Consider the following 15,744-nt stretch of genomic DNA (forward strand, 5'->3'; position numbering starts at 1 on the left):
CCCGCCAGCCGGCTTTTACTTATAGAACCATCGCATGCCGTATGAATGTCGGGGATAATGGCGGTCTGTATTTTCCGGGCCTCCACCATGAAAACCCTGCTTGCCGGCGCGCTGCTGCTGGCCCCCTTGTTCAGCCACGCCGCCAGCGTGGCCACCTTTAGCCCGCAAGGCGAGGTGAAGGCGCCGCAACAGGTGCGCATCAGCTTCAGCACCGCCATGGTGCGCTTGGGCGATAGCCAGGCCGCCGCGCCGCTGCAGTGGGACTGCCGGCTGGACGGCAGCGGCCACTGGGTGGACGACAAGAGCTGGGTGCTGGACCTGCGCACGGTGCCGGACGCCGACACCCGCTGCCGCTTCAGCCTCAAGAGCGGGCTGAAGGACGCGCAGGGCGTGGCGCTGGCGCCGGCCAGCTACCAGTTCGCTACCGGCGCGCCCAGCATCGTGCAGAGTTGGCCGCAGGACGGCGAGCGCATCGAGGAAGACCAGGCCTTCGTGCTGCGCCTGAACGCCCGCCGCAGCAGCCTGCCCGGCCTATACTGCCAGAGCTCTGCGCTGGCCGAACGCCTGCCGTTGCTGCCGCTGCCCGCCGCCGAGCGCCAGCGCCTGCTGCAGCACCTGAAACTGGAAAAAGACGCCGCCAGCGTGCTGACGCTGCGCTGCGGCCAACGTCTGTCGGCCGACAGCAAGGTGTCGCTGCACAACCCTCGCCCCGGCGAAGTCGAGCGGCTGGATTTCCGCGTGCGCCCGCCGTTCAGCGCCACGCTGAGCTGCACCCGCGAAAACGCGCGTGGTGCCTGCATCCCGTTCAAACCCATCAGCCTGGTGTTCAGCTCGCCGGTGCCGGCCGCGCAGGCCGCCGCCATCCGCCTGCAAGGGGAGGGCGAGGCCAAGGCCCGTACGCCGCAGCTGGACGGCCAGCGCGGCGAGCCGGTAGACAGCATCCAGTTCAAGCCGCCGTTTACCCCGCAGCAGACGCTGCAGCTGCAGCTGCCCGACGGCCTGGTGGACGAGGTTGGCCGCAAGCTGGTGAACGCCGCCAAGTTTCCGCTGGCCGTGCGCATTGGCGACTTTCCGCCGCTAGCCAAGTTTGCCGCCGCGCCGTTCGGCATTATCGAAGCCGGTAGCGACGCCAGCCTGCCGGTGACGCTGCGCGGCGTGGAAGCCGGGTTGCCGCTGCGCAGCGTGTCGCTTACCGGCCAGGGCGTGCTGGCGCGCGACGACCGCAACATGATGCGCTGGCTGGGCAAGGTACTGCGCTACCACGAAAGCACGCTACCGCAAGGCCAGGGCAAGGAGGTGGAAAGCCGCCGCCTGTCGCTGCTGAAAAAACTGCCGCAGGCGCACAAGCTGTCGCTGCCGGCGCAGCCGGATGCCAAAGGGCGCTGGCCGTTCGAGGTGGTGGGTATTCCGCTGCCGCAACGGGGCCTGCACGTGGTGGAAATCGAATCGCGGCTACTGGGCCGCGCCTTGCTGGGCAAAGCGGCGCCGATGTACGTGCGCAGCGCGGCGCTGCTGACCAACCTGGCGGTGCACCTGAAGCGCTCGCCGGAAAACGCCGCCGTGTGGGTCACCTCGCTGGACCGCGCCGTACCGCAAGCCGACGCGCTGGTCAGCGTGTACGACTGCCGCGAAACGCTGCTGTGGCAGGGCCGCACCGGCAAGGACGGTGTGGCGCGCATCGCCAAACCGCTGCCGGAGGCGCAATGCGACGGGCCGGAAAGCCTGGACGGCCTGTTTGTCACCGCACGCCTGAAACTGGCCGACGGCAGCGAGGACGTGTCCTTCGTGCGCAGCGGCTGGAACCGCGGCATCGAAAGCTGGCGCTTCCCCTTTCCCACCAGCAGCGGCGAGCAGCCGTCGGTAGTGGCGCACAGCATTCTGGACCGCAGCCTGCTGCGTGCCGGCGAGACGGTAGCGATGAAGCACCTGCTGCGGGTGCAAAACAGCCGCGGCCTGGCGCTGCTGAAAGCTGGCGAACTGCCGCAAAGCGTGCGCATCAAGCACGACGCCAGCGACGACGAATTCGTATTGCCGCTGCAATGGCGCCGTGGCCGCTACGCCGAGACCAGCTTCACCCTGCCCAAGGCCGCCAAGCTGGGCGAATACAGCATCTACCTGCTGCGCAAGGGCAGCCGCAGCAGCGGCGACCATCAAGCAGCATCGCTGGCGCTGGACGGCTACGAGCTGTACAGCGGCAACTTCCGCGTGGAAGCGTTCCGCCTGCCGGTGATGAGCGGGCGCATCGGCTACCCGGCCGGCGCCGGCATTGCCGCCGAGCGGCTACCGCTTAGCGTCAATCTGGCCTGGGGCAACGGCGGCGCGGCGCGCAACTGGCCGCTGCAAGTGAGTGCCATGCTGCAAGCACGCTACGAGCAGCCGCGCGGCTACGACGGTTTCAGTTTCAACCCGCCTCAGGCCGGCGATGGCGACGAAGACGAAGCCGACAGCAACAAGCTGGACGGCAAGGTAGTGCTGGACAAAGCCCCGCTGCAGCTGGACGGCAACGGCAATGGCAAGCTGGCCATCGACAAGCTGCCGGCGCTGGACCGCCCGTACTGGCTGCTGGCCGAAGCCAGCCTGCGCGACCCGTCCGGCGAAACGCAGACCCTGTCGCGCATGGTGCCACTGTGGCCGGCGGCGCTGCAGGTGGGGGTGGCGGTAGACGACTGGGTATCGGTCGGCCGTACGCTGAGTGTCAAAACCGTGGTGCTGGACACGCTGGGCAAGCCGCAAGTTGGCCGCAAAGTCACGCTGCGCCTGGCTAGCCACCATTACCTGTCCAGCCGCAAACGGCTGGTCGGCGGTTTTTACGCCTGGGAGCACACGCACGAGCGCAGCGACGAGGGCAAGCTGTGCAGTGGCACCACCGACGCCAGCGGCCTGCTGGTCTGCGAGCTGTCGCCCAAGGAAGAAGGCAATCTGGAAGTGATTGCTGAAGTCGAAGACGACAAGGGCCATACCGCGCGCGCGGCGCAGCAGGTGTGGGTCAGCCGTCACGACGAGGTGTGGTTCGACGTGGCCGACAACGACCGCATCGACCTGCTGCCGGAGCAGCGCAGCTACAACCCCGGCGATACCGCGCGCTTCCAGGTGCGCATGCCGTTCCGCAAGGCCACCGTGTGGCTGGCCATCGAGCGCGAAGGCATCATCGATACCCGCGTGCTGCAGCTGGAAGGCAAGTCGCCGGTCGTCGAGCTGAAAGTGGGCGAGGGCTGGGGGCCGAACGTGTACGTGTCGGTGCTGGCGGTGCGCGGCCGCGTGCGCGACGTGCCGTGGTACTCGTTCTTTACCTGGGGCTGGAAAACGCCGGTGGAGTGGTGGGACGCCTACTGGCTCGAAGGCAGCGACTACACGCCGCCGTCCAGCATGGTGGACCTGTCGCGGCCGGCGTTCAAATACGGCGTGGCCGAGATCGAGGTCGGCGACAAGGCGCGCCGCCTGCAGGTAACGGTGACGCCGCAGCGCAGCCGTTACGGCATCCGCGAAACGGTGCCGGTGCGCATCCAGGTACGCATGCCGGACGGCAAGCCGGCGCCTGCCGGTAGTGAGGTGGCGTTTGCCGCGGTGGACGAAGCGCTGCTGCGCCTGCAACCGAATAACAGCTGGCAGCTGATGGAGGCGATGTACCAGCGCCGCAGCTACGGCGTGGATACCGCCACCGCGCAGCTGGAGGTAGTCGGCAAGCGCCACTACGGCCGCAAGGCGCTGCCGCCGGGCGGCGGTGGCGGCCAGGCGCCCACGCGCGAGCTGCTGGACACGCTGCTGCTGTGGCGGCCGTCGGTGGTGCTGGACGCCAACGGTGCGGCCAACCTTGACGTGCCGCTGAACGACGCGCTGACCCGCTTCCGCCTGGTGGCGGTGGCCGACGTGGGCAGCCATTTCTTCGGCACCGGCCAGGCCGACGTGGACGTGGTGCAGGACGTGCAGATCAGCAACGGGCTGCCGGCGCTGGTGCGCGAGGGCGACCAGCTGGCCGCCACCGTCACCGTGCGCAACGGTAGCGACAAGGCGCTGACGCTGGACGTGGCCGCCAGCGCCGGTAGCCAGAAGCTGCCGCCGCAGCGCATCAGCCTGCCTGCGGGCGAAGCACGCGAACTGCGCTGGCCGTTCACGGTGCCTGCCGGCATCGACACGCTGGACTGGGTGATCAGCGCGCAGGCGGTGGCCGGCAAGGGTAGCGACCGGCTGGCTTTCCGCCAGCAGGTGGCGCCGGCGGTACCGGTGACGGTAGAGCAGGCCACCCTGCTGCGGCTGGATGCGGCGCAAACGCTGCCGGTGGGCCTGCCGGCCGGCGCGCTGCCGGGTCGCGGCGGGGTCAGTGTGAGCCTGCAATCGCGCCTGGGCAGCAGCCTGCCGGGGGTGCAACGCTGGTTCGAGCAATACCCGTACAGCTGCTTGGAGCAACGCGCGTCGCGTGCGCTGGGCACCGCCAATGCCGCGCAGTGGGACGCGCTGGGCAAGGAGCTGCCGCTGTACCTCGACAGCGACGGTCTGGCCGCGTACTTCCCGCTGTCGGAAGGTAGCGGGCCGTGGGGCAGCGACGTGCTGACCGCCTACCTGCTGCAAGTAAGCCATCAGGCCGGGCAAGCGCTGCCGGAAGGCCCGCGCCAGCGCATGCTGGCCGGCCTGGCCGCCTTTGTGGAAGGCCGTTTGCAGCGCCCGCTGCCGCTGGCCAGCCAGCACCGCGACGCGCGGCTGCTGTCGGCTATGCTGGCGCTGGCGCGTCACGGCAAGCTGCAGCCGGCCATGCTAGAGGTGCTGGATGGCCAGACGCAGCGCTACAGCACTGCCATGCTGATCGACTGGCTGGAGCTGCTGCAGCGCACGCCGGCGGCGGCCAATCGTGCCGCCGCCATGGCGCAGGCCGGCCAGCTGCTGCGCAGCCGCCTCAGCTACCAGGGCACGCGGCTGGTGTTCAGCAGCGAGGCCGACGACAACGCCTGGTGGCTGATGGGCAGCGCCAACCAGAACGCCGCCCGCCTGCTGCTGCTGGCCAGCACGCTGCCGGACTGGCAGGCCGACGTGCCGCGCCTGCTCACCGGCCTGCTGGCGCGCCAGCAGCGCGGCCACTGGCAGGGCACCACCGCCAACCTGTGGGGTAGCCTGGCGGTAGCGCAGTTCTCGCGCCAGTACGAAAGCGTGCCGGTTAGCGGCAGCAGCAGCGTGACGCTGGGCGGCCGTCAGGCCAGCCTCAGCCCCACAGATACCCCGCAGCGTTTGCCGCTATTGCCGTGGCCTGCGGGCGGCAAGGGCACGCTTACGCTGACGCACCAGGGCAGCGGCGCGCCGTGGGCCACGGTAGAAGCGTTGGCCGCAGTGAAGTTCAGCGGCGAGCGTAGCGCCGGCTACCGCATCAGCAAGACGCTGACGCCGGTCAGCCAGCAGGTGTCCGGCGAATACCGCCCCGGCGACGTGATGAAGGTGACACTGCAGATTGACGCCCAGGCCGACATGGGCTGGGTGGTGGTGGACGACCCGGTGCCGGCCGGCGCCAGCATTCTGGGCAGCGGGCTGGGCAACGACTCGGCCATTGCCGTGGCGCAGGCGCGCGAGCGCGGCAACGGCTGGGCAGATTTTATCGAACGCCTGCCGGGCAACTACCGCGCCTACTACCGCTACCTGCCGCGCGGCGCGCTGACGGTGGAATACACGGTTCGGCTGAACACGCCTGGCCGCTTCCAGCTGCCGCCGACGCGGGTCGAGGCGATGTACGCGCCGGGCGTGTACGGCATGCTGGCCAATACACCGTTCGAGGTGGCCGGTGCGCGCTAAGGCGGCGCGCTGGCTATGGCTGGCGGGGTTGGCCGCTGCCCAGCCTGTGGCGGCCAACCCTGGCTTTGCCGAGGTACGCGCCGCGTGGCAGCCGTCGGACGTGATTGTGCTGGACCGTCACGGCACGCCGCTGCAGCGTGTGCGGCAGGACCCGCGCGCGCTGCGGCTGGACTGGCTGCGGCTGGCCGACACCTCGGCGCCGCTGCGTTACGCGCTGCTGCTGTCGGAAGACCGCCGCTTTTACCAGCACAGCGGCGTGGACTGGTCCGGCGTGGCGGCGGCGGCCTGGGGCAATCTCTGGCACAGCCGCACCCGTGGTGCGTCTACCCTCACCATGCAGCTGGCCGGTTTGCTGGACGCCGACCTGAAAGCCGGTAGCGGCGGGCGCAGTCTGTGGCAGAAGCTGGGCCAGACCTGGTCGGCCAGCGCGCTGGAAAAACAGTGGCGCAAGGACGAGATACTGGAGGCCTACCTCAATCTGGTGGGCTTTCGCGGCGAGCTGGTGGGGCTGCCGGCGGTGTCGCGTGCGCTGTTCGGCAAGTGGCCGCAGGGGCTGAACCGGCAGGAGTCGGCCATCATCGTGGCCCTGCTGCGCGGCCCCAACGCCGGGCCCGAGCGCGTAGCCGCCCGCGCCTGCGGCATTCTGCGCGACATGGCGCTGGACACCGCGCGCCAGCAGCGCCGCCCGCCGCCGCCGGACGCCACGCTGCAGCGCGATTGCGACCGCGCCAGCATCCAGACCCGCCAGGCGCTGGCGCGCCGGCTGCCGGTGGTGGATGCGCAGGCACAGCTGGCGCCGCACTTTGCACAAAAGCTGTTGCAACAGCAGCCGCAGGCGGCCGGCAGCGTGCTGCGCAGCACGCTGGACGCGGCCTTGCAGCGCTACGCCAGCGCCCTGCTGCAGCGCCACCTGCTGGCGCTGCGCCAGCGCAATGTGCAGGACGGCGCCTTGCTGGTGCTGGACAACGCCAGCGGCGACATCCTGGCCTGGGTGGGCTCCAGCGGCGCCTTGTCCGCTGCGGCCAACGTGGATGGCGTCACCGCCTTGCGCCAGGCCGGTTCCACGCTGAAGCCCTTCCTGTACCAGCTGGCGCTGCAGCAGCATTACCTGACCGCGGCCAGCCTGCTGGACGACAGCCCGCTGGACCTGCAAACCGCCGCCGGCCTGTACGCGCCGCAAAACTACGCCCGTGACTTCAAGGGCCCGGTATCGGTGCGCAGCGCGCTGGGTGCCTCGCTGAACATCCCCGCGGTACGCACCATCACCATGGTCGGCCCCGGCGCGCTGCGCGACCGCCTGTACGCGCTGGGCTTGCGCAGCCTGCAGCAGGACGGCGACTACTACGGCTATAGCCTGGCGCTGGGCGCGGCCGACGTGCGGCTGATCGAGCTGGCCAACGCCTACCGCACGCTGGCGCAAGGTGGGCTGTACAGCGCGCCGCGCTGGACGCTGGCGCAGCCGTCGGCCACGCCGCAACGCCAGCTGGACGCAGCGTCCAGCTTTATCGTTAGCGACATGCTGGCCGACCGCAGCGCGCGGGCGCGCACCTTCGGGCTGGAAAGCGTGCTGTCCACCCGCTACTGGAGCGCGGTGAAAACCGGCACCAGCAAGGACATGCGTGACAACTGGGCCATCGGCTACAGCCGCCACTACACGGTGGCGGTGTGGGTGGGCAACGCCAGCGGCGAACCGATGTGGGATGTGTCCGGCATGCACGGGGCGGCGCCGGTGTGGCAGGGGGTGATGGACTGGTTGCAGCGCGGCCGACCATCGTTACCGCCCAAGCCGCCAGCCGGGGTGAGCCAGCGTCGCGTGCGCTACGCCGGCGGCGAAGAAGCCGCACGGCAGGAGTATTTTCTGGCTGGCACCGAGCGCAAGCTGATTACCGGCCAGCCACGTGGCAGCGCGCAGCCGCCGGGCATCGTGTCGCCGCTGGGCGGCAGCATCTACGCGGTGGACCCGGACGTGCCGCCGGCCAATCAGCGCCTGCTGCTGCAGGCACGTGGCGTGGTGGCGGCGCAGTGGTGGCTGGATGGCCGCCTGCTGGGGCGCGGCGAGCGCCTGCCGTGGTTCCCGTGGCCGGGCCGCCACGTGCTGGAGCTGCGCGACGGCCGTGGCAAGGTGGTGGAGCGGGTGCGTTTCGAGGTGCGTGGTGCGGTGGCCAAGCCGAAATCTTGACCGGCTATGCTGAACCCGCAATCCCGCTACGTTAAGCGTTGGTCCGTCTCGCCCGCCATGCCGCCAGCTGCGGGTGCAGGCTAGCGTCAGGCAGGGCGGCCAGTTCGGCGGCGCTGATGGCGCATACGGCGGCGACCTCAGGCCCCGGTGTGAAGTCCCCATCATGCCGGCCGTGGTAGAGCTGGCAATACTCGTCTACCAGCCACAATAGGGCACCGCGTGTCAGCGGCGTGGCGATGCCCAGTTCCTCCCGGAGCTCGCGCGACGCTGCAGCGTCCGGCGTTTCGCCGGGGTCGATGCTACCGCCGGCGGCGAAATCCCAGCAGCCGGGGTGGTCGCTGTCGTCTAGCGTGCGTTGCTGCAGCCAGTAGTTGCCATCGGTGTCGGTGAGTACGATCAGCACCGCGCTGGCAGTACTCATGCGGCCAACCTTTTCGCCATCTCGGCCAGGCGCTTGCCCTGGGCGATGGCCAGCTTCTTTTCATCCTCGCTGATCGGCGCGTTGTTGCTGCCAGCCACGTGGGTCACGCCGTAAGGGCTGCCGCCGGTGGTGGTGTGGCTGAGCGCCGGCTCGCTGTATGGCAAGCCCACCAGCAGCATGCCGTGGTGCAAGAGCGGCACCATCATGGTCAGCAGCGTGCTTTCCTGGCCGCCGTGCTGGGTGCTGCTGCTGGTGAACACGCAGGCCGGCTTGCCAGCCAGCGTGCCCTGCATCCACTGCGGCGCGGTGCCGTCCAGAAAGTATTTCATGGCGGCGGCCATATTGCCGAAGCGGGTAGGGCTGCCCAGCGCCAGGCCGCTGCATTCGGCCAGGTCTTGCGCTTCCACGTAGGGTGCGCCGCTGTCCGGTACCGCCGGGGCGGTGGCTTCGCACACGGTGGACACCTTGGGCACGGTGCGCAGGCGGGCGCGGCAGCCTTCCACGCTATCGATGCCGCGGGCAATCAGGCGTGCCAGCTCGCGCGTGGCGCCGTGCTGGCTGTAGTAGAGCACCAGAATTTCCTGCATGGCCATTCCTATCGGTTAACATTGCGGATCTGAAAATTTTACCTGACATTGCGGACTTATCGTGACCAAGCCATTGTCTTTCTGGGGCTTTGCCGCCTTCCTGCGCCGCCGGCTGGCGCAACAGCGCGTGATGCAGGTGGCCGGCAGCCTCACCTTTACCACGCTGCTGGCGCTGGTGCCGCTGCTGACTATTGCCATTACCGTGATGTCGGCGTTTCCGGTTTTTTCCGACTACAGCACCCGCTTCAAGGTGATGCTACTGTCTACGCTGGTGCCGGAATTCGCCGGCAAGGTGATCTCGGTGTACATGCGCCAGTTTGCCGACAACGCCGAGAAGCTCACCGCCGCCGGTATCGTGATGCTCGGTGCCACCTCGCTGATGCTGATGGCCACCGTGGAGCGCACCTTCAACAGCATCTGGGGCGTGCGCCGCGCGCGGCCGTGGTTGCAGCAGAGCATGGTGTACTGGACGGTGCTGACGCTGGGGCCGCTGGCGCTGGGCGGCGGCCTGCTGGGCTGGCGCTTGCTGTTCAAGCTGACGCATATCGAGCGCATTTCGCCGCTGCTGGACGAAACCCTGCAGTCGCTAGGCAGCGTGACGCTAACCATGCTGGTGCTGGCGCTGGTGTTCCGCATCGTGCCCAACCGTTACGTGCCGGTAAAGCACGCCATGCTGGGCGGCTTGCTGACGGCCATCCTGCTGGAAATCACCAAGCTGGGCTTCGGTTTTTACATCGGCCAGATTGCCAGCTACCAGCTGGTGTACGGCGCTTTTGCCAGCGTGCCCATCCTGCTGCTGTGGCTGTTCTGCCTGTGGCTGGTGGTGCTGGCCGGGGCGGTGCTGACGGCGTCGTTCTCGTACTGGGAGGGCGGTGCCTGGCAGCGCCGCAACGAGCCGCGCCGCCGCTTTCTGGACGCGGTAGAGGTGTTGGTGATGCTGGATCGCGCCCAGGACGAAGGCCGCGCGCTGCGGCCGGAAGACCTGCGCCGCGAGGTAAAAGTGGGCTACGACGAGCTGGGCAGCGTGCTGGACCGGCTGGCGCAAGCCGGCTACGTGCAGCGCGGCGCGCGCGATGGCTGGGCACTGCTGCGCCGTGCCGAGCACATCGAGCTGGCCGAGCTGTTCCGCCTGTTTGTGTACCGGCCGGAGCAGCACGCGCAGGACGATGAGATCGCGGCCGAGGTAGAAGCGCTGCTGGGCAACACCATGGCTCAGCTGGGCGAGGTCTCGGTGGCGGCGTTTGCCCGCCGAGTGGGGCGGAAGTAGGCGGTATTGGCGTAGAAGGCCGCGTCCTGCTGTGGCCACCAGCCGGGCAGGCCCAGCAGCGGTAGCGGCAGCAGCTCGCGCGGGCGGGCCAGCCAGCTGTCGTCCTGCAACAGGGCGGCCAGACGGGCGTCCAGCTGCTGCTGGCGCGCGGCATAGTCCAGCGTGAAGAAGTCTTCGGTGACCGGCAGCAGCAGCGCCTTGCCGCACCAGCCAATGTGCATGGCCAGCCCCTGTTCGAACAGCGCGTGGCCCAGCACGTGGGTGTCGATGCGCGTGCCCCAGGCGTCGGCGTGCGTCACCAGCAGCGTTTGCCAGTCCATGCCCTGCAGCGCTGCAGCCAGCGCCGGGTCGGCAACCGGCACGATCACCCCGCATTCATCCAGCAGCGTGGCCGCGTCGCGGAACGGGCCGCGGCCAACCTCGCCGCGCTCGATGGCGCGCACGTGGCGATCGTTCAGTGCGGTTTTGCTGCGCGGCCACGACAACCACGCCAGCGCGCCAAACCAGTCGTGCCAGTTTTGCGTGCGGGTAGGGACTTCGCCGCGGGCGCCAATGTGCATCTCGTAATACAGCGTGGGGTCGAGGTCGCAGGCAAAGCGCAGCCCCGGCGGCAGCGCCAGGCCCAGTAGCCGGGCGTGCGCGGTCAGGCGGTCGAAGTCGGCCTGTTGCGGCCAACCCTGCGGCTGCAGCGCCTGCCATGGCGCCAGGCTGCGGTACAGCGGGTGCGCCGGCCACGGCCTAAAGTCGGTGGGCAGGCAGCCCTGGGCAATCATGCGCATGGCGCGGGTTTACTGTGCCTGGCTGGCGGCTGTGTTGGCCGCAGCTTGCGGGCGGGTAAGGTGGTGGATGGCGACAGACAGTACCACGCCGATGACGGCGAGCAGGGCAAGGCGTTGCAGCAGGTTCATGTGTATTACTCCGTATTCGGAAAGACAAACGCCACCCGGTGGGGTGGCGTGCAGGTCGGGGTGGCGCCCCCGCCGGGAATCGAACCCAGAACTGCCCCTTAGGAGGGGGCCGTTATATCCATTTAACTACAGGGACAGCCAGAAACTTTTTCATCAGGCGTTGCGTGCCACCGACAGGCGGGCAATTTCGGCCATGGCCGCTTTGTGCTCGCTATCAGGCAGGGTTGCCAGGGCGGCTACGGCGCGTTCGGCAGCTTTTTCGGCCTCGGCACGGGCGTAGTCCAGCGCGCCGCAGGATTGTACCGCAGTCAGCACTTCATTGAAACGCTCGCGGCTGGCGGCTTCCAGCGATTCACGCACCACGGTGGCGGCCTCGGCCGGGCCCTGGCGCATGGTGTAAATCAGTGGCAGCGTGGGCTTGCCTTCGGCCAGATCGTCACCCAGGCTCTTGCCGATGGTGGTGGCGTCGCCGCTGTAGTCCAGTACGTCGTCGATGATCTGGAAAGCCGTGCCCAGGTGCATGCCGTAGTCGGCCAGCGCTTGCTCTTGCTCCGGCGTCGCGGCGGCGATGATGGCACCCACGCGGGTAGCAGCCTCGAACAGCTTGGCGGTCTTGTACTGGATCACCTTCAGGTAGTCGTCTTCGCTCACGTCTACGTTGCCGATGTTCAGCAGCTGCAGCACTTCGCCTTCGGCAATGATATTGGTAGCGTCGGCCATCACTTCCAGGATGCGCATGCTGCCGGTAGATACCATCATCTGGAAGGCGCGGGTGTACAGGAAGTCGCCCACCAGCACGCTGGCGGCGTTGCCGAACATGGCGTTGGCGGTCTGGCGGCCGCGGCGCATGTCGGATTCGTCCACCACGTCGTCGTGCAGCAGCGTGGCGGTGTGGATGAACTCGATCATGGCGGCCAGCTCGAACAGGTGCTTGTCACCGTAGCCCAGCGCACGGCCTGCCAGCAGGGTCAGCATCGGGCGCAGGCGTTTGCCGCCGGCGGATATGATGTACTCGGCCACCTGGCTGATCAGGACAACATCGGAATGCAGACGGGTGCGGATAGCCTGATCGACGGTGTTCATGTCGTCGGCGGTAAGCGTGCGAAAGAGCGGAGTGGATGACATCGCGACCGGGTTCTTTGTATGAATATTGGCTGGAAAACCGCGCGATATTAGCAGAGTTGGCCGCACTCTTGCCATGGTCGCCCACACGCACAGTGTTGTTTTGACGAGAAAATTGACAACAAACAATCACTTGCGTATAGTGCTGCGTTCTTCGCGCACATCGCGCGTTGACAGAATATTAGGAGCTATACGAATGTATGCGGTCATAAAAACTGGCGGTAAACAATACAAAGTTGCCGTTGGTGAAAAACTCAAAGTAGAACAGATACCTGCAGACATCGACAGCCAAATCGTACTGGAAGAAGTGCTGATGGTTGTGGACGGTGATCAGGTTTCCGTAGGCGCCCCGCTGGTAGCTGGCGCAAAAGTGCAGGCTACTGTTGTTTCCCACGGTCGTGGCGACAAGGTACGTATCTTCAAGATGCGTCGTCGTAAGCACTACCAGAAGCACCAGGGTCACCGTCAAAACTTCACCGAAATCCGCATCGACGCGATTTCCAAGTAAGGATAAACAGACATGGCACACAAAAAAGCAGGCGGTAGCTCCCGCAACGGTCGTGACTCCGAAGCCAAACGCCTGGGCGTTAAGGTTTACGGCGGCGAACTGATCCCGGCTGGTTCCATCATCGTGCGTCAGCGCGGTACCAAGTTCCACGCTGGCGAAAACGTTGGCATGGGCAAGGACCACACCCTGTTCGCGAAAGTGGACGGCTACGTTGAATTTGCTGTTAAAGGCTCGTTCAACCGCAAGACCATTACCGTTGTTCCGTACACCGGTGTTGACGCCGAGTAATCTCGCGTTGACGAAAAAAAGCCCTATCTTGTGATAGGGCTTTTTTGTTTAAGCTAATCGCGTTGGCTCTGAGGCGTGAGGCGCAAGCGGCTGCGGCCAGGCCCTGGCAGTGCAGTTTTGGCGGCTGTTTGCGCCTGACTCCTCGGTAATACTGGAGGTTCCATGAAGTTTATTGATGAAGCGCGTATCGAAGTACGTGCAGGTAAAGGCGGTAACGGCTGCTGCAGTTTCCGTCGTGAAAAATTCATTCCGCGCGGTGGCCCGGATGGTGGTGATGGTGGCCGTGGCGGCAGCGTGATTGCCGTCGCTGACGAAAACATCAACACCCTGGTGGAATACCGCTTCGTGAAGAAGTATCTGGGTGGCAACGGCGAAAACGGCCGCGGTGCCGACTGCTACGGCAAGGGTGCCGAAGACGTGTACCTGCGCATGCCGGTAGGCACGCAGATTATCGATGCCGATAGCGAAGAAGTGGTCGCCGACCTGACCTTCAACGGCCAGGAAGTGGTGCTGGCCAAAGGCGGCAAGGGCGGCCTGGGCAATATCCACTTCAAGAGCTCGGTAAACCGCGCCCCGCGCCAGTTTACCCGTGGCGAAGTAGGCGATATCCGCAACCTGAAGCTGGAACTGAAAGTGCTGGCCGACGTGGGCCTGCTGGGCATGCCGAACGCGGGCAAATCCACCTTCATCCGCGCCGTGTCTGCCGCCAAGCCGAAAGTGGCCGACTATCCGTTTACCACCCTGCACCCGAACCTGGGTGTGGTGCGCATGGACGATACCTCCAGCTTCGTGATCGCCGATATTCCCGGCCTGATCGAAGGTGCAGCAGAAGGCGCCGGCCTAGGCCACCGCTTCCTGAAGCACTTGCAGCGTACCGGCATCCTGCTGCACCTGGTGGACCTGGCCCCGTTTGACGAAGCCGTAGACCCGGTAAGCGAAGCCCGCGCCATTGTGGAAGAGCTGAAAAAGTACGACGAAGAGCTGTACCACAAGCCACGCTGGCTGGTGCTGAACAAAGTCGACATGCTGCTGGAAGAAGAGCGCGACGAGAAGGTGAAAGCCTTCCTGGAAGCCTACGACTGGCCGCAGCAGCAGCCGGACGACCGTTTCGGCTTCGACATGAACGCGCAGCGTTACTTTGTGATCTCCGGCCTCACCGGCGAAGGCACCCGCGACCTGGTATTCGCCATGAACGAATACATCAAGGTACTGCGCGAGCAAGAGCGTAAAGCCCGCCAGCAAGCCGAAGAAGCCGAGCGCGCCGCCAAGCTGGCCAAAGCCGCTGCCGCGGTGATCCAGCCGGCCCCGGCCGACACCGCAGCGCCCGCTGCCGATGCCGCTGGCGATACCGTCGCCATTGACGAGTAAGACCCCACCTCTGACAATCCGGTCTGTTTCCTGCAGACCGGATTGTTTCCTTGGATTCCCTTTCCGAATTTTTCCGCCCGGGCATGGCCCCGGACAGCCTGCCGGCGTTATCGCGCCTGAGTGCGGCCTGGCCTTACCTGGCGGTGTTTGTCACCCTGTTTCGCGGTGGCGACGAAGAAGTGCTGATGCGCCTGCTGGTGCTGCGCGAGCTCGGTAGCCGCGCCGACGCGCCGTACTGGACGCCACAAGACATTGCCCAGCGCTTTGCCTACCTGAACGACACCAAGCTTGGCACCATCCTGGGCCGCCTGCGCGAGGGCGAGCTGCTGGTCTACGACAGCGACAGCGGCCACTACGCGCTGAGCGAAGGCGCGCGCGTGGCGCTGGCCGCGCTGGCCACGCTGATCGACTTTGCTGGCGACGACGTGGAGCTGGGCTACCTCACCAGCCAGGTGGCCGCCGGGCAGTCGGTAGGGCAGGTGTCGGACGAAGCCATGCAACACCTGCTGGCGCGCCTGAACGAGCTGCACGCCGAGTTCGCCGACGCGCTGGAAAGCCAGTCCGAGTTCCGCATCCGTGCGGCACAGCACCGGCTGGAGTCGGTATGGCGCTGGGTGGGCAAATCCACCGAGGTGATACGCAACCTCACCCGCGACGACACCCTCACGCTGACTACGCTGAACCAGGCGCAGGCCATTGCGCTGGCGCAAAGCCGCATGCTGGCGCTGGCCGGTACCTTCGAGCGCCGCCTGGCGCAGCTGGCGGCGCAGCGCGTGCACCTGGGCAGCTCCGGCCTGACTTCTACCGATATTGCCGACTGGCTGCGCCACCAGGGCGGGGCCACGCTGGCTGCGTTGCTGGGCAATGCGCTGTCTTTTGGCGTGGAGCCGGCTTTCCTGACTACACCCGAGCTGGGCGACGTGGCCGAGTTCGAGCTGCTGGGCCGCGAAAGGTTGGCCGCAGCCGATACGGCGCTGCCACAAGCGGCCAGTGCCGAAGCCGCCGATGCACCGGAGATGGAGCGCCTGCTGGAAGCCGAGGCGCTGTACGACAGCCTGTTGCAGCTGGGGCTGGACGGCGCGCCGGGCGAGCAGGGCTACCCCATTGCCGACGCCGTACTGGCCGACAGCTACAACGAAACCGCCTACCGCCTGTCGCTGCTGTCGCTGCTGGGTGACCCGGAAAGCAGCAGTGACCAGAGCGTAGTGGCGGCGCTGGCGCGCCTGCCGCTGCAGCTTGCTGGCGGCCATAGCATCATTACCCCCGATCACCCCGAAGTCGCCACGCTGTCCGATGCGCGGCTGATAGCGCAGAAACCCTGAGC

The 15,744-nt window shown here is 67.0% G+C and carries 11 protein-coding genes and 1 tRNA gene; 7 read left to right on the top strand and 5 right to left on the bottom strand.

All coding sequences use genetic code 11. The annotated features are described in order from the left end of the window. The first annotated feature begins 87 nt into the window (after positions 1-87). Complete coding sequence (locus LCH97_RS14880) at positions 88-5,772, top strand: alpha-2-macroglobulin (protein WP_227302370.1); 5,685 nt, start codon at positions 88-90, stop codon at positions 5,770-5,772. Next, complete coding sequence (gene pbpC, locus LCH97_RS14885; RefSeq protein ID WP_227302371.1) at positions 5,762-7,951, top strand: penicillin-binding protein 1C; 2,190 nt, start codon at positions 5,762-5,764, stop codon at positions 7,949-7,951. The genes LCH97_RS14880 and pbpC overlap by 11 nt, the downstream gene beginning before the upstream one ends. Before the next feature lie 31 nt (positions 7,952-7,982). Here pbpC and LCH97_RS14890 read toward each other — a convergent pair whose 3' ends face one another. Both LCH97_RS14890 and wrbA read right to left on the bottom strand, forming a co-directional pair. Then, positions 7,983-8,372, bottom strand: coding sequence for an NUDIX domain-containing protein (locus LCH97_RS14890; protein ID WP_227302372.1), 390 nt, complete (start codon positions 8,370-8,372; stop codon positions 7,983-7,985). Further along, entirely contained in the window at positions 8,369-8,959 is a 591-nt protein-coding gene (gene wrbA / locus LCH97_RS14895) for an NAD(P)H:quinone oxidoreductase (RefSeq protein ID WP_026107906.1), read from the bottom strand. Before wrbA ends, LCH97_RS14890 begins: the two co-directional genes overlap by 4 nt. Positions 8,960-9,020: 61 nt before the next feature. Between wrbA and LCH97_RS14900 the strand changes: the two genes are divergently transcribed. After that, positions 9,021-10,226, top strand: a complete 1,206-nt coding sequence (locus LCH97_RS14900) for a YihY family inner membrane protein (protein ID WP_227302373.1) — start codon at positions 9,021-9,023, stop codon at positions 10,224-10,226. Here the strand turns inward: LCH97_RS14900 and LCH97_RS14905 are convergent. From LCH97_RS14905 to ispB, 3 genes are all read right to left on the bottom strand, one after another. After that, complete coding sequence (locus tag LCH97_RS14905; protein ID WP_227302374.1) at positions 10,172-11,005, bottom strand: DUF3025 domain-containing protein; 834 nt, start codon at positions 11,003-11,005, stop codon at positions 10,172-10,174. The genes LCH97_RS14900 and LCH97_RS14905 overlap by 55 nt on opposite strands. 190 nt (positions 11,006-11,195) lie before the next feature. Next, positions 11,196-11,270, bottom strand: a tRNA-Arg gene (locus LCH97_RS14910). A gap of 17 nt (positions 11,271-11,287) precedes the next feature. Next, positions 11,288-12,259: an octaprenyl diphosphate synthase gene (gene ispB, locus LCH97_RS14915; protein ID WP_227302375.1), complete on the bottom strand. Its 972-nt coding sequence runs from the start codon at positions 12,257-12,259 to the stop codon at positions 11,288-11,290. A 193-nt stretch (positions 12,260-12,452) separates the two neighbouring features. On the opposite strand from ispB, the gene rplU reads away from it, so the two are divergent. From rplU to LCH97_RS14935, 4 genes are all read left to right on the top strand, one after another. Next, entirely contained in the window at positions 12,453-12,764 is a 312-nt protein-coding gene (rplU, locus tag LCH97_RS14920; protein ID WP_017508667.1) for a 50S ribosomal protein L21, read from the top strand. A gap of 12 nt (positions 12,765-12,776) precedes the next feature. Then, a complete protein-coding gene (gene rpmA, locus LCH97_RS14925; protein ID WP_017508668.1) occupies positions 12,777-13,052 on the top strand; it encodes a 50S ribosomal protein L27 in 276 nt (91 codons plus the stop codon). Between the two features lie 162 nt (positions 13,053-13,214). Further along, positions 13,215-14,420, top strand: a complete 1,206-nt coding sequence (gene obgE, locus LCH97_RS14930; protein WP_227302376.1) for a GTPase ObgE — start codon at positions 13,215-13,217, stop codon at positions 14,418-14,420. Positions 14,421-14,470: 50 nt separating this feature from the next. Beyond that, positions 14,471-15,742: a hypothetical protein gene (locus LCH97_RS14935; protein ID WP_227302377.1), complete on the top strand. Its 1,272-nt coding sequence runs from the start codon at positions 14,471-14,473 to the stop codon at positions 15,740-15,742. The last annotated feature ends 2 nt before the right edge of the window (positions 15,743-15,744 follow it).

Source organism: Vogesella sp. XCS3 (assembly GCF_020616155.1).
GTDB lineage: Bacteria > Pseudomonadota > Gammaproteobacteria > Burkholderiales > Chromobacteriaceae > Vogesella.